A 22032-nucleotide genomic window follows, 5' to 3' on the forward strand; every position below is an offset into this window, starting at 1 on the left:
TAAAAATTTTTACATTACCATTCCACCATCTACGTTTATTACCTGACCTGTTACATAATCTGCACTAGAAGATGCTAAAAAAGCTACTACATTTGCTACATTTTCAGCACTTCCAAATTTTTTTAGAGGTATATTATTTAATGTAGCATCTTTAACTTTATCTGAAAGAACTTCTGTCATATCGGTTTTTATAAAACCAGGTGCCACAGCATTCACATTTATTCCTCTTGATGCTAATTCCCTAGCTGTAGACTTCGTAATGCCTATTATTCCGGCTTTTGCTGCAGAATAGTTTACTTGGCCAGCATTCCCTGTAACTCCTACTACTGAAGATATACTTATTATTTTACCACTTTTTTGTTTAACCATTATAGGACTCACATGTCTTATACAATTAAAGGCTCCTTTTAAGTTTACCTCTATTACCTTATCAAAGTCTTCTTCTTTCATTCTAAGTATAAGTCCATCTCTAGTTATCCCTGCATTATTTACGAGTACATCTATTCTACCAAAAGTATCTACTGCTTGCTTCATAATATTTTTTGCATCTTCAAATACACTTACATCACCCTGCACTGCAATAGCTTCAGAACCTCTTTCCTTAATTTCACCTATTACTTTTTCTACTGAATTTAAGCTGCTTCTATAATTGACTACTATATTAAATCCGTCTTCTGCCAATTTAAGTGCAATGGCTCTTCCAATGCCTTTAGCTCCACCTGTGACTACCGCTACCTTTTTACTAACAATATCCATTTTAATTCTCCTATCTATTTTTTAATTCTTCCACAGTAGAATTTAATGATTTAATATCCTGAACATTTAATATAAGGGCTTTTCTGTCTATTTTTCTTACAAATCCACTCAAAACCTTTCCAGGCCCTATTTCTACAAAAGTATCTGCCCCTGCTTCAAGCATAGTGTTTATACTTTTCTCAAAGAGTACAGTGCTCATAACCTGCCTTTTCAAATAAGATTTTACCTTATCCAGTTTTTCAATTATCTCCCCTGTAACATTTGTTACAACTGGAATTAAAAACTCCTTAAGGGATAATTTATTTAATTCTCCTTCTAACTTTTCTGCTGCTGGCTTCAACATAGAAGTATGAAAAGGTCCGCTAACTGAAAGCTCTATAGCTCTGCGAGCTCCTCGCTCTTTTGCTAGCTTGCAAGCAGCTTTTACCGCTTCTATTTCTCCTCCAATTACTACCTGACCAGGACAGTTCATATTTGAAGTTTCCACTATACCAAAAGAAGAACTATCTGCACATATTTTTTCCACTTTTACATAATCTAATCCTAGTATTGCGGCCATTGTACCAATACCTTCAGGCACTGCCTCCTGCATATACTTTCCTCTCTTTTTAACTAGGGAAACTGCTTCTTTAAATCCCATAACACCGCTGCATACAAGAGCTGAATATTCACCAAGACTTAAACCTGCTGCTATATCTGGCTTAATTCCAAAGCCCTCCAATGCTCTTAAAGCTGCTATACTTGTAGTTAAAATTGCAGGTTGGGTATTTTCAGTTTTGTTTAAATCTTCTTCCGGACCTTCAAAACACATATTACTTATTGAGAAATCCAATACCTCATCCGCATCTTTAAACACATTTTTACATACATCTATATTTTCAAAAAGGTCTTTTCCCATACCTACGTACTGGGCTCCCTGTCCTGAAAATAAGAAAGCTATTTTACCCATATATACCTCCAAATATTATTTTTAAAACATATTTTGAACTCTTTTTAAGTTCTCTTGAGTCTCTTTAAATATTTCCTGAATAATTTCATCACAGCTTTGTTCTTTACATACAAGTCCTGCTATTTGACCTGCCATAACAGAACCGTTATCTATATCTCCTTCACGAACTGCCCTTGCTAGTGCTCCTCTTCCTAATTTTTCATATTCTTCCATAGGTGCTCCATTTTTCTCTAGCAGCTGGAATTTTCTCACTAGTTTATTTCTAAGAACACGAACGGGATGACCCGTCACCCTACCTGTAACCTGTGTGTCTATATCTTTTGCCTTTAACACTTTTTCTTTATAATTTTCATGGACTGTACATTCATTTGCAACTAAAAATCTAGTTCCAAGCTGTATCCCCTGAGCTCCCAACATAAAAGCAGCTGCTGCACCTCTTCCGTCTCCAATACCACCTGCTGCAATTACAGGAATACTTACAGCATCTACTACTTGAGGTACTAATGCCATAGTAGTAAGCTCTCCTACGTGTCCTCCAGATTCACAGCCTTCTGCAATAACTGCATCGACTCCTGCTCTTTCCATTCTTTTAGCTAATGCTACAGATGCTACAACAGGTATAACCTTTATATCATTTTCCTTCCACATATCTATGTACTTTCCTGGATTTCCTGCTCCAGTAGTTACAACTTTAACCTTTTCTTCACATGCCATTTTAGCTACTGCTTCAGCTGTTTCTGATAAAAGCATTATATTTACGCCAAAAGGTTTATCTGTAAGTTTTTTGGCCTTTCGTATTTCATCTCTTACCCATTCAAGTGGTGCGTTTCCAGTAATTATTCCAAGTCCTCCTGCATTTGACACCGCAGCTGCTAGTGAGCTGTCTGCAATCCAAGCCATTGCTCCTTGAATAATTGGATACTTTATTCCTACCATATTTGAAAATACAGAATTAATCATAAATTAACCTCCCTTTATCCTCTTTAATTTTTCCTAATATCATTCTTAACCTCCAGAGTTTTATATCAATCATAAATTTACCTTTAATATAAATCCTCCATAGGTTAATCCTCCTCCAAAACCTACAATAAGTATTTTATCCCCTTTTTTAACTAAGTTTTTTTTGCGAACTTCATCTAAGGCTATCCCTATACTTGCAGCAGAAGTATTGCCATAACTATCCAAATTGATATAAAACCTATCCATACCTATTCCAAGTTTTTTTGCTGCGCATTCTATTATCCTGTAATTTGCCTGGTGAGGAATTATATATTTAATTTCTTCTAAAGTACAATCAGCCTGTTGAAGTAGGGCTTTAACTGATTTTTCTAAAACTTTTACTCCAAATTTAAATATTTCTCTTCCTTCCATTCCAACTACACTCTTAATAGTGCCTGTAACACCATCAACATAAGGATTGTTTACAGCTACTGCAGGACATGTTAATGAATCTCCCTTACTTCCATCTGATCCAGTATAAGTTGAAAGTATCTGATCTTCTTCTCCACTTTGCAAAAATGCAGCTGACGCACCATCACCAAACAATATACAAGTGCTTCTATCTTTCCAGTCAAGTATTTTAGAAAATGTATCTGCTCCTATGACAAGAACATTTTTAAACCTTCCAGCCCTTATAAATTGAACTGCAATATCCATTGCATATGCAAAACCTGAACAAGCTGCCGATACATCAAAGCATGTAGCATTTACTGCCTTTATATTTTTCTGAACTATACAGGCGGTAGAAGGCATAAAGCTATCCGGAGTAACAGTTGCAAGTACTATAAGTTCAATATCTTCTACACTTATTTTAGCATCCTTAATTGCCTCTATAGCTGCTTTTGTTGCCATATCTGAGGTATCTTCTCCTTGAGATATCCTTCTCTCCTTTATCCCTGTTCTGCTTGTTATCCATTCATCACTGGTATCTACTATGAGAGACAGATCATTATTATCCACAATCTTGGGAGGAACATAGCTTCCTGTACCTGTAATTTCTACTTTATTCATTATTCTTCTCCTTTGATCCAATTTTTAGATTATACTTTGATCTGAAGAAATTATTGAGTTTCTCCAATGATTTAATTAAAACCCCTTCTTCTTCTTCCGTTAACTCTCCTACGATTTCTTCAACCATATTAGAATGAAACTTATGGTGAACTCTAAAGGCAAGTTTTCCTTTTTGGGTCAACTGTATGTATACAATTCTTCTATCTTCTTTACTCCTTGTTCGTGTAACATATTGCTTTCTTTCTAAACGATTTATGGCCGTAGTTAAGGTCCCCATAGTTATATCTAGTTGACAGGCAACATCTTTCATTCTCTTCAGTTTATCCATACCTATAGCTTCTATAGTGTGTACCTCCGTTACAGATAAATCTTTAAATGTTGCATATTGAAGGGATTTTTGTTCTATTACTAGAATATCGTTAAAAAGATCTACTAACAATTCATTTATAACATTTATACCTTTGTTCACTAGATCACCACTTTGACAATTAATTTACGCCACTTATATCAAATATTTTCTGCTTCTAAAACTAGCTCTTTCATAAGTTCCTTAACCTTTACAATTTTGTTTACCTTATAAGCGTTACTTCCAACAAAAATAAGCCCTTCATCTATATTTCCTTTAACAGCATTGATCAGTGCTCTGGATATACAATAAGGAGTTTCCTTAGGATTACACTTTTTCAAACAATTGTAACATCTTTTAGGCGCAATTCTCCCTTCTTCAGCTTGCCTTATAAGCTTATTTCTTAAAGCTCTTCCAGGAAGCCCTACAGGACTTTTTATTATTTTTATATCCTCTTTTTTTGAATCTATGTATGCCTTTTTAAAGTTTATGCTAGCATCACATTCTTCAGTTGCCACAAAACGTGTTCCCATCTGTACTGCATCTACACCTAACTTGAAGAATTTTGCAATATCAGCTCCTGTATATATTCCACCAGCTGCTGCTACAGGAATATTCTTATTATATTTTTCTCTAAAATATTTAACTACTTTGATTACTTCACATACTATATCTTCTAAACATTCTTTTCCTTCTTGTAGTTGTTCTAAATGAAATCCCAAATGTCCCCCAGCTTTAGGTCCTTCTACTACAACTAAATCCGGAAGTCTAGAATATTTTTTCAACCAGTGTCTAATTATAAGAGAAGCTGCCTTCCCTGAAGAAACTATAGGTGCTATCTTTATGCTGCTTCCCTCAACAAGTTTAGGTAAAATAAGTGGAAGTCCTGCTCCGGATATTATAATGTCAGCTTTTTCCTCAATACAGGTCTTTACCATATCATTATAATCATTTATAGCCACCATAATATTTGCTCCAATTATACCTTTGGGACTTAATTCTTTAGCTTTTTGTATTTCCTTTCTCAATGCTCTAAGGTTAGCCTCCGTTGGGTTAGCTTCAAAATCTGGTTCTCTATATCCTATCTGCACTGTAGAAATTATACCTATACCACCTTCATTTGCTACTGCCTGTGCTAAATTATGTAGAGAAATTCCTACACCCATTCCACCTTGTATAATAGGTATTTTAGCTTTTAGATCTCCTATGATCAATGGAGGTAATTTCATGTGACCCCCTCCTTCAAATAATTTTTGATACTCGAATATTTTGATATTCAAAGTATATATTAAAAACTTTTAACTGTCCAGCATCTTAAAATTTTAAGATTAAAGACTACTATATCCTAAAACTTAATTTTATCCTATTTACCTTAGTATAATCAAGTAATTTTAATATAATATTAAAACAAAATAGTTTAAAACTATGCCTTTAAACTCTATAATATAATAAATTGAAAAGTTAGTAAACTTAAATATAGAAAATAATTCCAAAAGTATTACATTGTTATACTTTTTATATTTTGTTATAATATTTATATGATAGCTTTTTAAAACAAAGCTTATAAAAGGTAGGTAAAAAATATATGAGTACTTTTGTATTTAAGACCGCTGAAGCTAACTATACTCCTGTAAGCAACGTTTTTATAGATAAGTTTATGCCTAAAGCCCGAGGGGAATTTGTTAAAGTATACCTGCTTGGGCTAAAATATTGCAAATCAGGTGAATTAGGAGTTAGCTCTCAAATTGTTGCAAGTGCTTTACATCTTTTAGAAACGGATGTATTAAACGCCTGGAACTACTGGAATGACGAAAATGTTATTAAAATGGTACCCGTTGACAATATGGGAAATTATAATATAGAATTCTTAGATTTATCAGATAGAGACAATGAAAAAGAAGATGATATAAATTTACTTGAAGAATTAAATAAAACTTCTATTAAAGATATGCTTGAAGATATAGAAAAATCCTTAGGTAGGACCTTATCTTCAAAAGAAATGACTATGTACATAAGCTGGTTAAATGATTTTAATTTTTCTCCAGAGATTATACTTCTTTTAGTTCAATACTGTGCTTTAAAAGGAAAAACCAACAGCAGATATATAGAAAAAACTGCAATATCTTGGTTTGACGCTAAAATAAAAGATATAAATGATGCCCAGTCTTTTATAAAAAAACATGAAGATAAATGGATTAAAATAAGAAAAATTTTAGGCTATCTTGGTATAAAAGATGGAGAAATAATGAAGCCCCAAGAGGATTTACTTTCTAAATGGATTCAAGCTTACAATTTCTCAGTTGAAATTATATATAAAGCTTGTGACATATGCTTTCAAAGAATAAATAAGGCTGACTTTAAATATATTGATGGAATATTAACAAGCTGGAATAAAGATAAAATTAAGACATTAGAAGATATAGAAAAAAAGGATTTAAAGAAAGTAAATAAAGGCAATTTTAAAAATGTAAAAAGAATTACAGAAAATAAAAGTTCAAAAGGAACTTTTAACAATTTTAAACAGAGAAACTATGACTTTAAAGACTTAGAAAAAAAACTACTAGGATGGGATAAGAATGATTAAGAGCTATCACTCTAATATAATGAAAATATATGAAAAAATAAGAGACGATGATAGAAAAGCTTTAGGCTTTCGAAAGGAAGAAATTAAAAAAAAACTACCTGAAGTATTAAACATACAAAATCAAATAGGTAGACTTTCCTTAAAATTATCAATAAATATATTAAACAATGTCTCAAACAAGGATATTTACTTAAAGGAACTTCACCAAAAAATTTCAGATTTAAGGATAAAAAAAGCTCATATTTTAACATCTAATAATTATCCTGTAAATTATTTAGATATGTCCTATAAATGTGATAAATGCAAAGACACTGGATTCATTGGAAACAAAAAATGCGACTGCTATAAACAAAAACTTATTAAACTTTACTACAGCAATTCTGACTTCAAAAATATGTTAGCTAAGAATAACTTCGATAACTTTAACTTTCAGCTATATTCCTCCACCAAAAGTGAGGGAAACCCTACAAGTCCTAGAAAAAATATAGAAGTAATAGCATCCACATCGTGGAAATACATAGAAAACTTTTCTAACTGCAGCGAAAATTTATTATTTTATGGATCTGCCGGAACAGGAAAGACCTTCTTGTCAAATTGTATATCAAAAGAATTGATAGACAGAGGTTTTTTAGTAATTTATAGAACCTCTGAATCCTTGATTAAAGACCTAAGAGATATAAGATTCAACAATAATATAGAATTAGAAGATATTTTAATGAATTGTGATTTACTTATAATAGATGATTTAGGATCTGAGCAAATAACGGACTTTTCTAAAACTGAACTATTTAACCTTTTAAATAAAAAACTATTGAGACAAAGCAAAATGCTTGTATCCACAAACTATGACTTAGAAGAAATTTTAAAATGCTATTCAGAGAGAATTTCTTCTAGGTTGCTTGGAGAATTTACCTTGTATAAGTTTTTCGGAGAAGACATAAGAATAAAACAAAATATACAAAATAAAAATTTCAAATAAATATCTAGATAAAAAAAATAAGAATGTATTTAAAAATACATTCTTATTTTTGGTGCTGGCAGTAGGAATCGAACCCACGACCTACTGATTACAAGTCAGTTGCTCTACCTGCTGAGCCATGCCAGCACATATGGCGACTCAGGAGGGGATCGAACCCTTGACCTCCGGCGTGACAGGCCGGCACTCTAACCAGCTGAGCTACTGAGCCATATGTGGTGGGCACAACAGGGCTCGAACCTGTGACCCTCTGCTTGTAAGGCAGATGCTCTCCCAGCTGAGCTATGCGCCCACATATACTTACTTTTGGTGACCCCTAGCAGACTTGAACTGCTGTTACCACCGTGAAAGGGTGGTGTCTTAACCACTTGACCAAGGGGCCTTATTTAATTGTCAATGCAAATCTTTAACTATTACTACACAGCATAAGCTAAGAACTTTAACTTAAACAAGTAACTCTCACCTTAAGTGTAGACTTCTCTTTAAGTTAAACTTAAAAATCAAATCTATGCATAACCATAGATAATGGCGACTCAGGAGGGGATCGAACCCTTGACCTCCGGCGTGACAGGCCGGCACTCTAACCAGCTGAGCTACTGAGCCATATGTGGTGGGCACAACAGGGCTCGAACCTGTGACCCTCTGCTTGTAAGGCAGATGCTCTCCCAGCTGAGCTATGCGCCCACATATACTTACTCTTGGTGACCCCTAGCAGACTTGAACTGCTGTTACCACCGTGAAAGGGTGGTGTCTTAACCACTTGACCAAGGGGCCTTATACTGTTTTATTAAGTCGTACCTGACGACCTGACATACACTATAATACAAAATATTTTATAAAGTGTCAATACTTTTTTGTGATATTTTATTGGACATCTTTGAACTTTTCTTCACGATTCCTTATATATCAACGTATTAGGTCAATTTTATATTTTAAAATTTCTTATATAATTTTGGATTTAAAAGCAAAAAACAGCTTTCTTATAATAAAATTTGTACTTTAATAACCTTTTGATTCCATATATCCTATATATTCCATTACAATTAATGCTGTATCTTCTATTGCCCTTTTTGTCACATCTATTACCTTACACCTTAATCTTCTTATAACCTTATCTGAAAATTCCAGTTCCTGAAGAACCCTTTCTTCATTTGCATACTTAAACCTATTAGATGTAGTATTGTATCTATCTACTCTATGTTTTCTTACTTCTATTAAGTGCACTGGATCTATAGTAAGAGCTACAATCTTTTTTCTATCAATGTCAAACAGCTCCTCTGGCACAGGTACCTCGGGCATAAGCGGTATGTTCAAAGCTTTTATTCCCTTATTTGCAAGATACATACAAAGTGGCGTTTTAGAAGTTCTAGAAAGACCTAAAAGAACAACATCCGCATATTTTATTCCTGAATTATCCTTGCTATCATCATACTTTATGGCAAATTCTACTGCCTCTACCTTTTTATAATACTCAGAATCTATTTCCCATACAGCACCTGGCTTATATTCAGGTATTTTATTTAGTATCCTTGATATCATACTTATACAAGGTCCTAAAATATTATTTATAGGAATACCACATTCTACACACCTTTGAACTAGAAATTCTCTTACTTCTACAAGGACTATTGTAGATATAACCATGATATTTTCTTTGCTTTCTAACCCATTTATAAATTCATTTACATCCTCATAACTCTTTATATAAGGCACCCTGTGTACTTCTATCTCTGAATAAAATTGGCTAGCAGCACCTTTAGCAACAAGTTCTGCAGTCTCACCTATAGAGTCAGAAACTGCATATATTTTAAGCATAAAAAACCCCCTAAACTTTATTTGATGGCTACCTACTGTAACACTCCCACGCACTCTGTGAAAGCGACTATCACCAAATCAAAGATTTGGGATATCTGCTTTTCTATCAAAGCGGGAGATAACAGTAGCTACGCCCCTAGATAATTCATCTAGACTTAGTGGGAGAAACCGAACTCCCACTAAGTAAGATTCATTGATGTTTTTTCGTAAGTTCTACAAGTACACATCCTTTTACTGCATCAATTGCATTGTTACTGCAGAAATTTAATATTTCCTCACTTTCTGCACCTGGCTGTATTAATATTTTGTCTATGCCAATTTCAAAAGCTTTTTTAACTATATCAATACCAGTCTTAGGATTTATGCACAAATCAAGTACATCTACTTTAAAAGGTATTTCACTTAAAGATTTGTGTACCTTCCCGCTAGCATCTCTAGGATTCACTCCCTCTGCATTATACATTGCGCCCTTAAGAGAACTTAATATTTTAAAAGCATATTTTTCTTCATTAGACACATCGCCAACTACTACCCAGTTCTTATAATATAGAAAATTAGCAGCTTCCATTTGGACAACACTCCTTTTTACAAAATATATAAGATAATAGAAATGAATTTTTACCTCGTTCATGTTTATAATGTTGTTTTTATTATATTACAAACTGCAGTTAAATATATATTTTTTTGCAAACTGTATTAAAAGAAGTACAAGTAAGTTAAAATATAACTATCAAGTGATTCTTAGGTTCAGATGGAGCTTGCTTATAAGGATGACTTTCTCTAGCTGAACCTTATTAACAGTATTCTTAGTGTCTTTAGCACTTAGAATACGTTATCCTTTAGGGGAAGAACTTATCCAGGCGCGTAACAGTACTTATCCCCCACTTTAATAAAGATGAGGGGGTTAGCACTGATAGCGATCGGATAAATGAATTTTATTAAATAGGAGATGTATCTACATGTTTCATGAAATCATAGTAATTGGTGCAGGTGCTTCTGGTATCATGGCTGCAATTACGGCAAAAGACAGAGGAAAAGACGTAGCAATTTTAGAATCTAAAAGTAGAATAGGAAATAAAATATTATCAACTGGAAATGGGAGATGTAATATAACTAATAAAAATATAGATTTTTGTAGATATCACAGTAATAATACTCATTTTTTTGAAAGTGTCTTAAATAATTTTTCCCTTGACGACACAATAAACTTTTTTAATTCACTAGGTCTTCCAATTACAACTTTGGAAAACGGAAGGATGTATCCCCTCTCTCTTCAATCATCCTCCGTACTAGATATATTAAAAATGGCTATTGAAGATCGAAATATACCTGTTTATTTAAATTCAAAAGTCGGTAATATAGCTTTTGGTAAAAAATCCTTTAAAATATACTGTAATGATCAAATTTACGAATGTAATAAACTAATATTATGTACAGGTGGTAAATCTGCCCCTAATACAGGATCTGACGGTTCGGGATTTACCCTATGTAAAAACCTTGGCCACAGTATAATACCACCCCTTCCTGGCCTTGTACAGTTGAAATTAAGCTATACTCATTTAAAAGCCCTATCGGGAGTAAAATTTAATGGGTATGTATACATAGTTGTGGATAATATAATACAAAAAAGAGAATATGGAGAAATATTATTTACAGATTACGGAATATCAGGGCCACCTATACTTGACATAAGTCGCATAGCTTCCTGTAATTTATTTAGTAAAAAGTCCGTTAAGATTAAAATTGACATGCTTCCAGATTTTGAAGAAAAGGATTTAGTAGAGTTCCTGGAAAATCGCTGGGGAACTTTTGGTTACAGAAGTATATTCGACTCATTCATAGGAGTAATAAATAAAAAAATCATACCTATACTTTTAAGAGAATCATCCATTGAAGATATTCATAAATCATGTAGTGAATTAAATTGGCAGGAAAAAAAGAATATATGTCACTTACTCAAATCCTGGGAATTTACAGTATATGATACTAATTCCTTCAAAAATTCTCAAGTTACCTGTGGAGGAGTAGACACCTCTCAAGTAAACAGCACTACTTTGGAATCAAAAAAAATAAAAAATTTATATTTAGCAGGAGAAATTTTGGATGTGGATGGTGACTGTGGTGGTTTTAATTTACAATGGGCCTGGAGTTCGGGATTTACTGCAGGGAAAAGTGCTGCTGAAACATAATTCATCAGCCTTTCTCTCTGCTTTTTATTCTTCATTCTTTTCCCAAACCGCTTCTATCACTGATAATTCTTTTTCCTCTTGATCCACTATCTTATGCAGAGATATATAACTATTTTCTTTCTTTTTCAGTTCAGTATATATTTTTATTTTTTCTCCATATAATGCCTCTTTTTCATAAGTTATATTTAGATTTTTTATAGTAAAATTAAGTACTATATCAAGAGGTATAGTTTCCACAATCCAATCTACATACTTAACATTATTGACATGCCTGTTGGTATCTATGTCACTGTACCTTACATTAAAACCTTTTTCTATATCAAACTGTTCTGGTAACTTTATTTTTTTAATAATCAACGGTTTTATCTCATTTCCAGATACACCGTACATTTTATACATATCTTCAGTTATCCTAATTACTTTACGTTTTTCTTTATCTATAAGAAGCCATATTGAATTGGCTGATGCAATGACATTTTCCTTATCATCTAAAACCTTAAAAGTCCTATATCCATAGAACTTTCTGAAGGAATATGCTTTAGTTTGAACTGTTATTTTTTCACCATAATGAGGATACCTATTAATATGTATATCCCATTTATACAGTACCCAGGCTACCCCTTTTTGTTTTAAGTAATCAAGTCCTCCTCCTATATCTTCTGATTGTTTTGTAGATACATCTTCAAAATAGTTCATAAGACTTGTTACAAGCAATTTCTTTCTAAAATCTATTTCATAGTATTGGACTTCGTATTCTTTTTCAGTAACTACATTTTCCAATTTTATTTACCCTCCTTATCTTAGAAATTTCTATTACATTTATATTATAATATAATTTCCATTTTTTCTGTAGAATAAAATTGCTAAAGATAAAAAATTCACCCTTAAATAAACTTAATTTAATAAATTTATTTAAGGGTGATAACTTTAATTTTATATTTCACTTACATCTATTGTCTGATCTCTTCTTGGTCCAACAGATACTATAGATACCTTTGTTCCAGTAAATTCTTCTATTCTACTTAAATACTTTTTAGCATTCTGTGGTAACTCGTCATAAGTTTTGGCATTTTCTATTTCTCTGCCCCAACCTTCAAATTCTTCATATACAGGTTCGCATTTAGCTAAATCTTCTAAACTTGCAGGTACATAGTCTATAATTTTTCCATTAAATTTATATCCTACGCATGCTTTTACCTTTTCAAGTCCTGCTAAAGTATCTATTTTTGTAATAGCAAAGCTTGTAAGTCCAGAAACTCTGCTGCTAGTCTTAAGTATTACTAGATCTAGCCATCCGCATCTTCTAGCTCTTCCTGTAGTAACTCCATATTCATGACCATTTTCCCTAATCCATTCTCCTGTCTTGTCAAAAAGCTCTGTAGGGAAAGGTCCTTTTCCTACTCTTGTAGTATACGCCTTTGCAATACCTACTGCTCCTGTTATCATAGTAGGTCCTATTCCTGAACCAATACATACTCCACCAGCAATAGTGCTTGAAGATGTAACATAAGGATAAGTTCCATAATCTATATCCAGCAAAGTACCCTGTGCACCTTCAAATAATACTTTTTTTCCACCTTTTATACTATTATATACTTCTACAGATATATCTTTAACATAAGGAGCTAATTTCTTTGCATAATCAATATATTCATTGTATATAGTATCAAAGTCAAGAGCCTTTTCTCCATAAACCTTAGTTATTATGTCATTCTTTATTTTTAAATTTTCTTTTAGATTTTCTTCAAATATATTCTGGTGCATAAGATCACAAACTCTTATGCCGCTTCTTTCCATTTTATCCGTATAGCACGGTCCAATTCCTTTTCCTGTAGTTCCTATATCTTTTTTACCTCTTGCCCTCTCTTTTATACCGTCTAATACCTTATGGTAAGGCATAATAAGCTGGGCTCTATCACTTATTATTAAATTCTCAGGTGATATGTCTACTCCTAGGTCTTTTAAATAATCCATTTCTTCAAATAATGCTTTTGGATCAAGCACTACTCCATTTCCTATTACATTCACCTTATCTTTATACAATATTCCAGATGGTACAAGATGAAGTTTGTATTGCTTATCACCTACTTCAACTGTATGACCTGCATTATTTCCACCTTGAAATCTGACAACAACATCTGCCCCTTTTGCAAGATAATCTGTCATCTTTCCTTTTCCTTCATCACCCCATTGGGATCCTAAAACAATAAATGCTGACATGAGAATTTCCTCCCCTTTTTTTGTATAACCCAAATCTTTCAAAATAATATATAATAATTTACAATTATTTGCTAACTATATCTCTTCCAACTACTACACCTGTTACTGAGGCCTGCATAAGCCCTCTTGTAATACCTGCACCATCTCCTATGGCATATAGATTCTTTATAGAAGTTTCAAACTTATCATTTGTGTCACATTTACTAGAATAGAATTTTACCTCCACGCCATATAAAAGTGTATTTTTGCTATAAAGTCCTGGTGCTACATTGTTAAAAGCTTTTAGTGCCTCAACTATGGATGTAAGATATCTCTGAGGTAAAACATAACTTAAATCTCCAGGCACTGCTGATTTCAAAGTTGGAATAGTAGTGGATTTTTTAAGTCTTGAATAATCAGTTCTTCTTCCATTTAATAAATCACCCAGTCTTTGTACCATTATGCCATTTCCAGTAAGCATATTTCCAAGCTTTGCAATATACTTACCATAAGTTATAGGTTGGTTGAAGGGCTCTGTAAAAGATGTAGAAACGAGCATTGCAAAGTTTGTATTTTCTGTTCTCAATTCTTTTTCTTCATAACTATGCCCATTTACAACTGCTATGGTACCATCATAGTGCTCTTCTGATACTACCCCACCTGGATTCATGCAAAAAGTTCTAACCTTATTATCAAAAGTATCAGAATAATATACAAGTTTTGCTTCATATAAGTCTTTAGTCAAGTGGTCCATTATTGAATTTGGTACCTCAACCCGAACACCTATGTCTACAGCATTATTTGTAGTTTTTAACTTTAACTTTTGGGATTGATTTGAAAACCATTCTGCACCACCCCTGCCTGGAGCAACTACTACATGATGTGCTAAAACCTTTTTCTTACCATCCTTGTTTTCCACACAAACTCCAATTACGCTATCACCTTCTACTAATATCTCATCTACTGTAGTAAGTTCATTAAATTCAGTATTTGTGTTATCCAAAAGATGGTAATACATTTTTTTCAGTACTTCATAGGCTAACTCTGTTCCCAGATGCCTAACAGGACACTGTATAAGACGAATATTATATTTGCTTGCTTCATACTTTATCTTATCTATATTTTCATTGTTTAATCCATATACAACCTTGTTAGCTCCAAAATTTAAATATATATCATCACAATATTTTATTAATTTTTTACATTCATCTTCTGAAAAATACTCTAAAATTCTACCTCCGACTTCTGGGCTTAAAGAAAGCTTTCCATCAGAAAAAGCTCCTGCACCTGACCAGCCAGAAGTGATACCACATGGATTGCAATTTACACACTTTCCATTTATCCTAGCCGGACACTTTCTATCCTCTATATTTCTGCCTTTATCAATTATAAGTACACTTAGATTCTTGTTAAGCTTTGTAATTTCTAAAGCAGTAAATATTCCCGCAGGACCAGCTCCAACTATTATTACATCATATTTTTCTTTCAAGTAGCATCCCTCCTACAATATGGTATCAAAATTGTATGTTACAGTCAACAGAAAATCACGAATAATTTCTATTAAAATAATAATAAAATTCGTAAAACTCCATAGTGAAATTTTCTGTAACAAATTTTTCCTTTCATCATACTATGATAATATAATAAATTTTATGGAGGCATTAAATGAATACCAATCAAAATAACTCAAATGATAAAGAAGAAAATACCCAGTATTATGATCGTACTGATAAAGATACTTATGCTTCTTCTCCTGCTTATTACTGCCCTGTATATAACTGCCCCTACAATCCAGAAATGATGGATGAAGAGGACGATTTTACTGAATCAGGAGATGATCTATACAGACAACGTGGAAGAAGGAGAAGAAGAAGACGCAGACGTAGACACAGAATGCCATATTCTCCATTCATATTCCCAATTGTATTTCCACTAGATTTTGATGACTGGGATTGGTAAACCTTAATACTTCTATACCTCTTGAAAATAAGTACTTAATTAAATTTAAGTGCTTATTTTTATATTTCTCTTCAAAATTGCATTCTATTTTATTTTTAGCTTTTTTGTTATAAAATATTAATAAGTTAAATTTTAGTTATTAACTTAAGGGGGATAAAATGTGAACTTTAGAGTAGAAAAAGATTTACTTGGAGAAAAGGAAATTGAAACCTCTTCCTATTTTGGTATTAATACCGAAAGAGCTTTAGAAAATTTTAATTTACAGGGCAAAACCGTTAATTTAAATTTAGTTAAAGAAATTGCACTCATAAAAAAAGCAGCTGCCCTAGTCAATAAAGATTTAAGAGAACTTAAAATTGAAAAAGCTGATGCCATAATTAAAGCTAGTGAAGAAGTTATCGGTGGCAAATTTGACGATCAATTTAAGTTAAGTGCATTTCAAGGTGGAGCCGGCACATCCACAAATATGAATGTAAATGAAGTCATAGCAAACAGAGCTATAGAGCTACTAGGTGGTAAAAAGGGAGATTACTCATTAGTACATCCTTTAAATGATGTAAATATGTCTCAATCTACAAATGATGTTTATCCTACTGCTCTTAGAATTGCAGCTATACGCCGCATAAGAAAGTTAAGCAGTTGTCTGTCTGATCTTCAGGAAGAGCTTCAAGTTAAAGAAAACGATTTTTCAGATATATTGAAATTAGGTAGAACCCAACTAATGGATGCGCTTCCCATGATGGTAGGACAAGGTTTTGGTGCTTACGCCAAAGCAATATCTCGAGATAGATGGAGAATATATAAAGTAGAAGAAAGACTCAGGGAAATCAACATAGGCGGTACCGCTATAGGTACAGGTCTTAATGCAACTAATAAATTTATATATAAGATAACAGATGTACTTCAAGACTTAACCGGCCTTGGAATTGCCCGTTCCGATTATCCTATGGATGTTACTCAAAATTGTGATGTATTTGTTGAGGTCTCAGGACTTTTAAAGTCCCTAGCCTGCAATCTTTTAAAAATTTCAAATGATTTAAGGCTTTTAAATTCGGGACCCCGGGGAGGAATAGGAGAAATCATTCTTCCAAAGGTACAAGCAGGTTCAACCATCATGCCGGGAAAAGTCAATCCAGTCATAGCTGAAATGGTAGCACAGGTAAGTATGAGAGTAATATCAAACGACACAGCAATTACTATGGCCAGCAGTTCAGGTCAATTGGAGTTAAATGCATTCACTCCACTCATTGCAGAATGTCTACTTGAATCCCTAGAACTTTTAGAAAGAACAGTTACACTATTTAGGGAAAAGTGCATTAGCGGAATCAAAGTAAATGAAGAAAATTGTAAAAAAAATCTTGAAAATTCCACAGCACTGGTAACTGCATTAGTACATTACATAGGTTATGATAAGGCTAGTGAGCTTGCAAAGAAAGCCTTGAAAAATCATAAAACTATAAGAGAAATTCTATATGAAGAAAAAATACTGCCTAAGGAAAAAATAGATGAAATAATAAATCCATATCAGCTGACAAAACCAGGTATACCTGGCAAATAAATATTGGAGGAGATTACTTATGAGTTTAAATGAAACACCTCGCTCAGTAAGAACACATATAGCACTCTTTGGCAAAAGGAATGCTGGCAAATCAAGTATTATAAACGCTTTAACAGGCCAAGATATAGCCATCGTATCAGACGTAAGGGGTACTACTACAGATCCAGTCTATAAATCTATGGAGATACTTCCCATAGGTCCCTGTGTAATAATAGATACCGCAGGCCTTGATGATGAAGGCGAACTCGGCGAACTTAGAAAAGAAAAAACATTAAGCGTTTTAAATAAAACTGACATATCAATAATTGTAATAGATTCAACTGTTGGAATTACAGATTATGACGAGTCTATAATAAATCAAATTAAAAATAAAAAAATTCCCCTTATAGGAGTCTTAAACAAAATCGATGCTGCTGATATAAAAGATTTAGATGTAGAACATATGAGAAAAGAACTCAAAATACCAATTGTAAAAGTATCTGCACTTAAAAGAAAAGGTATACTTGAGTTAAAAAATCAAATAATAGCTGCACAACCTCAAAGTGAAGATAAATTTAAAGTAATTGGTGATTTAATAAACCCTGGAGACTTTGTGGTTCTTGTAACTCCAATAGATAAAGCAGCTCCTAAAGGAAGACTTATTCTCCCTCAGCAGCAAACCATAAGAGATATACTGGAAAGTGATGCTACTGCAGTGGTAACTAAAGAATTTGAACTTAGAGAAACCTTACAAAACCTAGGGAAAAAACCTAAAATAGTAGTTACAGATTCCCAAGCATTTTTAAAAGTAGCAGCAGATACCCCAAAAGATATATTGATGACTTCCTTTTCCATACTCTTTGCAAGATGCAAAGGAGACCTAGTAGAACTTATAAAAGGAGTAAAAGCTGTAAAAAAATTAAAAGATGGAGACAAAGTACTTATTGCAGAAGGCTGCACTCACCATAGACAATCTGATGATATAGGTAAAGTAAAAATTCCTAGATGGATACGACAAATTACCGGTAAAAAAATAGATTTTGAATTTTCATCTGGTGTTTCTTTTACAGAAGAAATAAAGAAATATGCCTTAGTAGTTCACTGCGGTGCTTGCATGTTAAATAGAGCCGCAATGCTTTATAGAATAAATACTGCAAAAGAACTTAATGTCCCTATTGTAAACTATGGCATACTTATTGCATATGTCCAAGGTATACTAGATAGAGCTTTAAAACCATTTCCACTAGCTAAAATGGCATGGGACGATGAAAATTAAATTACAAGAGATATAATTATAAAGTAAAAAGCAGTTGGCTAAAATAATATTTCAGTCAACTGCTTTTCACTTTATATTGACTACACATCATATCTATGTTAAAGTATGAACGTGAATGATAATCAATCTCATATGAAATATATTATCATTATATTGTAAGGAGGCTTTATTATGTTAAATTTCTATCATAATTAAACTTTAACTAAATCAAGAAATGCTACGAGGGGGGATCTAATTGAATTCAAAAAAAATTATAGGCTTAATAATGTCAACAATACTACTTTCTACATCAACTGTTTTTGCGGAATCTTCATATACATTAAATCAAAAAAGAATTTTCGGAAACGACCGATATGAAACTTCTGCACTGATAAGTAAGGAAGGTTGGAAAATTTCTTCCAATGTGATTATATGCAATGGAGAAAATTTCCCCGATGCACTTTGTGCTGTACCACTAGCTAAAAAATATGATGCACCTATTTTACTTAACAATAAAGATAGTCTAAATCAAAATATAAAACAAGAATTAAAAAGATTAAATCCTGATAGCGTCACTATTATAGGTGGAAAAGGAGTTATAAATAGCAAAGTTGAAGATGAAATAAAATCCTCTGTACCTAATTTGAAAAAAATTGATAGATTAGGTGGAACTGATAGATATGAAACTTCAAAAATCATTGCAGAAAAAGTCGGAAAAAGTAATAATATTGTATTAGTTTCAGGTAAAGTTCCGTCAGATGCACTATCAATAAGCTCTATAGCTGCAAATAAAAATATGCCTATATTGTTAGCAGATCAAAACAATAACGGTATACAAAATTATGTAAAAAGTAATTCTGTTACTAAAACTTACATAATTGGAGGAGAAGCTTGTGTTTCAAAAGATATAGAAAAAATTGTTTCAAACCCTGAGAGAATATATGGAAAAGATCGTTATGAAAGTAACGAAAAAATATTGAACAGATTTCAAGACTCTATAAATTTTAACAACATATACTTAACTGCTGCACAGCATAATGGAATAGACCAATTTGCCGATGCTCTATCAAGTTCTGCATTAGCTGCAAAGAATTGTAACCCAGTGGTGTTAGTTAACACTGATATAAATAAAGATACTTTGAATCTTATAAAATCCAAAGTTACTAAAGAAAGCATTATAATTGCACTTGGTGGAGAAAAAATTGTATCTGCAAATCTAGTAGATACTTTAGTTAATATAAATAGCTCTCCTTCTAAAGAAAATAACACTTCTGAAAGTTCAGGAGGTTCAAGTAGTTCTTCTAATTCTAATGAATCCTCCTATACTGTATCTATGAAACAGTCATTTCCAGGCGCATTTACTTATGACCTAGAAGTAACCTCAAACAACGGTTCAGAAATGCTAAAAGGATATAAATTACTGTATGATGGAACAGTAATAGCTAGTGACGAAGATGGAGATGGAATAACAAAACCTCTATCTATTTTCTTTGGAGATGACACTGATAGATCCAAATTTCAAATTTCAAAGGATGGAAAATATATTAACTTTAGTGGAATAAAATAATTGGAGGTATAAAAATGATAAGAAAAAAATTTATGTATTCATTGGCACTATCAACAATAATGATTTTAGGAGCAGGAAATTGTGCACTAGCAGAAAGCATTGATCAATTACCTAATATACAAGATAATTCTCTAGTACTTGGAAAAAGCTTATTTAAACTAGACAGTGCTAATAATTCAGTTTATAATCTAAATACTTTTGTAGAGTCATCAAAAACAGTAGACAATAAAAATGGAGTTTACTATAAATACAATGGAAAATGGTACACAGGAAAGGATATAGAAAGTTTTACAAATTTAAAAAATGGTACACCTCTAGACACTATTTCAAATGATATCTTAAAAGTAAATGGTGAAGATTCAAGTATTTACAAAAACCATAATTTTTCATTTGATTGGTATCAAGATGGAGATTACTCACATGATAAAGATGCTGACAATGAATCTATAGAACAATTTGTAGTAAATTTTAATCAAAATATAAACGGAAGTAAAGGGACTTTAAAAATCATAGTTCCAGACAACACTAAAAAAGATCCCTACGGAACTGATAAACTTGGAGAAATTATCATTAATTTGGATGGCTCTAATAAACCTACAGCTCTTGCAAATGTACATGGGGGGAAACCTGTATCAGGTTTCGTTGTAAAAAATAAAGGAAATGTAAACAGTCTATACATAGAACTTACAGAAGATTGGACAAGAATTTTAAATACTGAAGAAACTGGCATAAATTATTACGATGCTAGAGTAAATGGATTAAAACTCACAGCAGAAAACCTAGAGGATGCAAATGGAAACAAACTCACAAATGCAGATGGTTCAACCGAGTTAACTGCAAAACGCAGCATAAATCTTGCAAAAGATACTCAAAAACCAAAGGTAATATATCAAAAACCTATATATACTTATATCGGTGAAAATGGTTTCCAGACTGCTGGAAATACAAGACTTGTATTTAATGAGCCTGTTCAAATATTTACACAAGAAATGGCAGATTCTTTAGAAAAATCAGGCGGAACCCTTCCCGAAATAGAAAGTGGATACAATCCTCTGACCCCTAGTCAACAACAACTTAAAGATAACAAATATGGTCTTCCAATATTCTCAGCTAAATACTATAAAGTTGATGATAAGGGAAACAACATACTTGATAAAGATGGTAATCCTGTAACAATCGAAGGAAAATATTCATTAATGGGTGACATACTTAAAACTGGTGCTAAAGGTGAGGACAATGGTGATAAAATTGCATTTAGACTAAATCAAATCCCTTTTAAGTATGATTTTGATCCACAGAATGAAGGAATCACTAGATTTAGAGATTTTGGTTCATTTCTAATAAATCCTGTTACTACATTAACTGAAGGTAAATGGAAACTAGTAGCTAAAAATATAACTGATGATGCAGGAAACACTATGGATGATTATGTTTCTAATCCAATAGAAATTAAACCTTACTTCACTATAGAAAAATTGACTAAGGAAGGTATAAAAGTTCACTTTACTGATCCTTTTGCCAAAAATACAGTTTTTGGAAACAAAGTAATTGTTCTTGTATATAAAGGTGATGATTTTGTAGGTATGGCTTATCTTAATGATTTAAAAGAAGGTCAAACAGAAGCAGAAGGTACTTTTACTAAACCACTTACAACTTTAGAGGGAACTTACAACATAAATAATATTATATATACAGTACCTAAAGATAACTCTTCTTTAAATACTCAGGATACAACTTCAAACAATAATTTAAATACAAATACCACCAATAATACTGACAATAAAGATAACTCCTCTGCAGACAATTTAAGTAAAGCAAATAATGAGGATACACTTAAAAATACTAAAGATCTATCTAATGACACTAAATTAAACCAAAATTAATTCAAAT

General features: G+C 32.5%; 19 protein-coding genes and 7 tRNA genes. 8 read left to right on the forward strand and 18 right to left on the reverse strand.

Features of this window, described 5'->3' with window-relative positions; genetic code table 11:
* Positions 1–9: 9 nt before the first annotated feature.
* The 6 genes from fabG to B5S50_RS10515 form a co-directional block, all read right to left on the reverse strand.
* On the reverse strand, positions 10–756 hold the full coding sequence (fabG, locus tag B5S50_RS10490) for a 3-oxoacyl-[acyl-carrier-protein] reductase (RefSeq protein ID WP_065076939.1): 747 nt from the start codon (positions 754–756) through the stop codon (positions 10–12).
* A 10-nt stretch (positions 757–766) separates the two neighbouring features.
* Positions 767–1705, reverse strand: a complete 939-nt coding sequence (fabD, locus tag B5S50_RS10495; protein WP_065076940.1) for an ACP S-malonyltransferase — start codon at positions 1703–1705, stop codon at positions 767–769.
* Between the two features lie 21 nt (positions 1706–1726).
* The gene (gene fabK / locus B5S50_RS10500; protein ID WP_065076941.1) at positions 1727–2665 is read right to left on the reverse strand and encodes an enoyl-[acyl-carrier-protein] reductase FabK; all 939 of its coding nucleotides are present in this window, start codon (positions 2663–2665) and stop codon (positions 1727–1729) included.
* A gap of 69 nt (positions 2666–2734) precedes the next feature.
* Positions 2735–3715: a beta-ketoacyl-ACP synthase III gene (locus tag B5S50_RS10505; protein ID WP_065076942.1), complete on the reverse strand. Its 981-nt coding sequence runs from the start codon at positions 3713–3715 to the stop codon at positions 2735–2737.
* On the reverse strand, positions 3708–4184 hold the full coding sequence (locus B5S50_RS10510) for a MarR family winged helix-turn-helix transcriptional regulator (protein ID WP_065076943.1): 477 nt from the start codon (positions 4182–4184) through the stop codon (positions 3708–3710). Before B5S50_RS10510 ends, B5S50_RS10505 begins: the two co-directional genes overlap by 8 nt.
* A gap of 38 nt (positions 4185–4222) precedes the next feature.
* Complete coding sequence (locus B5S50_RS10515) at positions 4223–5290, reverse strand: nitronate monooxygenase family protein (RefSeq protein WP_065076944.1); 1068 nt, start codon at positions 5288–5290, stop codon at positions 4223–4225.
* 356 nt (positions 5291–5646) lie between these two features.
* Here B5S50_RS10515 and B5S50_RS10520 point away from each other — a divergent pair, with 356 nt between their 5' ends.
* Both B5S50_RS10520 and B5S50_RS10525 read left to right on the forward strand, forming a co-directional pair.
* A complete protein-coding gene (locus tag B5S50_RS10520) occupies positions 5647–6645 on the forward strand; it encodes a DnaD domain protein (RefSeq protein WP_065076945.1) in 999 nt (332 codons plus the stop codon).
* Positions 6638–7624 carry an ATP-binding protein gene (locus B5S50_RS10525; RefSeq protein WP_065076946.1) on the forward strand — a complete coding sequence of 329 codons (987 nt, stop codon included), beginning with the start codon at positions 6638–6640 and terminating at the stop codon, positions 7622–7624. Before B5S50_RS10520 ends, B5S50_RS10525 begins: the two co-directional genes overlap by 8 nt.
* Before the next feature lie 50 nt (positions 7625–7674).
* On the opposite strand, the gene B5S50_RS10530 is transcribed toward B5S50_RS10525, so the two are convergent.
* From B5S50_RS10530 to B5S50_RS10570, 9 genes are all read right to left on the reverse strand, one after another.
* Positions 7675–7750 (reverse strand) — tRNA-Thr (locus B5S50_RS10530).
* A 5-nt stretch (positions 7751–7755) separates the two neighbouring features.
* Positions 7756–7832, reverse strand: a tRNA-Asp gene (locus B5S50_RS10535).
* A 5-nt stretch (positions 7833–7837) separates the two neighbouring features.
* Positions 7838–7913: transfer RNA gene (locus B5S50_RS10540), tRNA-Val, on the reverse strand.
* Between the two features lie 15 nt (positions 7914–7928).
* Positions 7929–8003 (reverse strand) — tRNA-Glu (locus B5S50_RS10545).
* A 144-nt stretch (positions 8004–8147) separates the two neighbouring features.
* Positions 8148–8224, reverse strand: a tRNA-Asp gene (locus tag B5S50_RS10550).
* 5 nt (positions 8225–8229) lie between these two features.
* A tRNA-Val gene (locus tag B5S50_RS10555) sits at positions 8230–8305 on the reverse strand.
* Positions 8306–8320: 15 nt separating this feature from the next.
* Positions 8321–8395, reverse strand: a tRNA-Glu gene (locus tag B5S50_RS10560).
* Positions 8396–8620: 225 nt separating this feature from the next.
* Entirely contained in the window at positions 8621–9436 is an 816-nt protein-coding gene (locus B5S50_RS10565; protein WP_217303723.1) for a pyruvate, water dikinase regulatory protein, read from the reverse strand.
* 190 nt (positions 9437–9626) lie between these two features.
* Positions 9627–10004 (reverse strand): CoA-binding protein, encoded by a 378-nt coding sequence (locus tag B5S50_RS10570; RefSeq protein WP_217303724.1) that lies wholly within the window; start codon positions 10002–10004, stop codon positions 9627–9629.
* A 391-nt stretch (positions 10005–10395) separates the two neighbouring features.
* Between B5S50_RS10570 and B5S50_RS10575 the strand changes: the two genes are divergently transcribed.
* A complete protein-coding gene (locus tag B5S50_RS10575) occupies positions 10396–11625 on the forward strand; it encodes an NAD(P)/FAD-dependent oxidoreductase (protein WP_217303725.1) in 1230 nt (409 codons plus the stop codon).
* Positions 11626–11649: 24 nt separating this feature from the next.
* Here B5S50_RS10575 and B5S50_RS10580 read toward each other — a convergent pair whose 3' ends face one another.
* The 3 genes from B5S50_RS10580 to B5S50_RS10590 form a co-directional block, all read right to left on the reverse strand.
* Positions 11650–12405 (reverse strand): acyl-[acyl-carrier-protein] thioesterase, encoded by a 756-nt coding sequence (locus B5S50_RS10580; protein WP_065076950.1) that lies wholly within the window; start codon positions 12403–12405, stop codon positions 11650–11652.
* 153 nt (positions 12406–12558) lie between these two features.
* Positions 12559–13845: an adenylosuccinate synthase gene (locus tag B5S50_RS10585; protein ID WP_217303726.1), complete on the reverse strand. Its 1287-nt coding sequence runs from the start codon at positions 13843–13845 to the stop codon at positions 12559–12561.
* 64 nt (positions 13846–13909) lie between these two features.
* The gene (locus B5S50_RS10590; RefSeq protein ID WP_065076952.1) at positions 13910–15313 is read right to left on the reverse strand and encodes an NAD(P)/FAD-dependent oxidoreductase; all 1404 of its coding nucleotides are present in this window, start codon (positions 15311–15313) and stop codon (positions 13910–13912) included.
* A 176-nt stretch (positions 15314–15489) separates the two neighbouring features.
* Between B5S50_RS10590 and B5S50_RS10595 the strand changes: the two genes are divergently transcribed.
* The 5 genes from B5S50_RS10595 to B5S50_RS10615 all read left to right on the forward strand — a co-directional run bounded on the left by B5S50_RS10595 (position 15490) and on the right by B5S50_RS10615 (position 22025).
* Positions 15490–15783 carry a hypothetical protein gene (locus B5S50_RS10595; protein ID WP_065076953.1) on the forward strand — a complete coding sequence of 98 codons (294 nt, stop codon included), beginning with the start codon at positions 15490–15492 and terminating at the stop codon, positions 15781–15783.
* 160 nt (positions 15784–15943) lie between these two features.
* The gene (locus tag B5S50_RS10600) at positions 15944–17341 is read left to right on the forward strand and encodes an aspartate ammonia-lyase (RefSeq protein ID WP_065076954.1); all 1398 of its coding nucleotides are present in this window, start codon (positions 15944–15946) and stop codon (positions 17339–17341) included.
* A 19-nt stretch (positions 17342–17360) separates the two neighbouring features.
* Entirely contained in the window at positions 17361–18596 is a 1236-nt protein-coding gene (hydF, locus tag B5S50_RS10605) for a [FeFe] hydrogenase H-cluster maturation GTPase HydF (protein ID WP_065076955.1), read from the forward strand.
* A gap of 235 nt (positions 18597–18831) precedes the next feature.
* Positions 18832–20142 carry a cell wall-binding repeat-containing protein gene (locus tag B5S50_RS10610; RefSeq protein ID WP_065076956.1) on the forward strand — a complete coding sequence of 437 codons (1311 nt, stop codon included), beginning with the start codon at positions 18832–18834 and terminating at the stop codon, positions 20140–20142.
* 14 nt (positions 20143–20156) lie between these two features.
* Positions 20157–22025 carry a hypothetical protein gene (locus tag B5S50_RS10615; protein WP_217303727.1) on the forward strand — a complete coding sequence of 623 codons (1869 nt, stop codon included), beginning with the start codon at positions 20157–20159 and terminating at the stop codon, positions 22023–22025.
* Positions 22026–22032: the final 7 nt, after the last annotated feature.

Origin of the sequence: Clostridium sp. 001, assembly GCF_019056555.1 — a bacterium.
Taxonomy (GTDB): Bacteria; Bacillota; Clostridia; order Clostridiales; family Clostridiaceae; genus Clostridium_B; species Clostridium_B ragsdalei.

Bases quoted from the DNA above. Each gene is read 5' to 3' on its own strand.
- fabG (WP_065076939.1), bottom strand. From the start codon at position 756: ATGGATATTGTTAGTAAAAAGGTAGCGGTAGTCACAGGTGGAGCTAAA.
- fabD (WP_065076940.1), bottom strand. From the start codon at position 1,705: ATGGGTAAAATAGCTTTCTTATTTTCAGGACAGGGAGCCCAGTACGTA.
- fabK (WP_065076941.1), bottom strand. From the start codon at position 2,665: ATGATTAATTCTGTATTTTCAAATATGGTAGGAATAAAGTATCCAATT.
- B5S50_RS10505 (WP_065076942.1), bottom strand. From the start codon at position 3,715: ATGAATAAAGTAGAAATTACAGGTACAGGAAGCTATGTTCCTCCCAAG.
- B5S50_RS10515 (WP_065076944.1), bottom strand. From the start codon at position 5,290: ATGAAATTACCTCCATTGATCATAGGAGATCTAAAAGCTAAAATACCT.
- B5S50_RS10520 (WP_065076945.1), top strand. From the start codon at position 5,647: ATGAGTACTTTTGTATTTAAGACCGCTGAAGCTAACTATACTCCTGTA.
- B5S50_RS10525 (WP_065076946.1), top strand. From the start codon at position 6,638: ATGATTAAGAGCTATCACTCTAATATAATGAAAATATATGAAAAAATA.
- B5S50_RS10565 (WP_217303723.1), bottom strand. From the start codon at position 9,436: ATGCTTAAAATATATGCAGTTTCTGACTCTATAGGTGAGACTGCAGAA.
- B5S50_RS10570 (WP_217303724.1), bottom strand. From the start codon at position 10,004: ATGGAAGCTGCTAATTTTCTATATTATAAGAACTGGGTAGTAGTTGGC.
- B5S50_RS10575 (WP_217303725.1), top strand. From the start codon at position 10,396: ATGTTTCATGAAATCATAGTAATTGGTGCAGGTGCTTCTGGTATCATG.
- B5S50_RS10585 (WP_217303726.1), bottom strand. From the start codon at position 13,845: ATGTCAGCATTTATTGTTTTAGGATCCCAATGGGGTGATGAAGGAAAA.
- B5S50_RS10595 (WP_065076953.1), top strand. From the start codon at position 15,490: ATGAATACCAATCAAAATAACTCAAATGATAAAGAAGAAAATACCCAG.
- hydF (WP_065076955.1), top strand. From the start codon at position 17,361: ATGAGTTTAAATGAAACACCTCGCTCAGTAAGAACACATATAGCACTC.
- B5S50_RS10615 (WP_217303727.1), top strand. From the start codon at position 20,157: ATGATAAGAAAAAAATTTATGTATTCATTGGCACTATCAACAATAATG.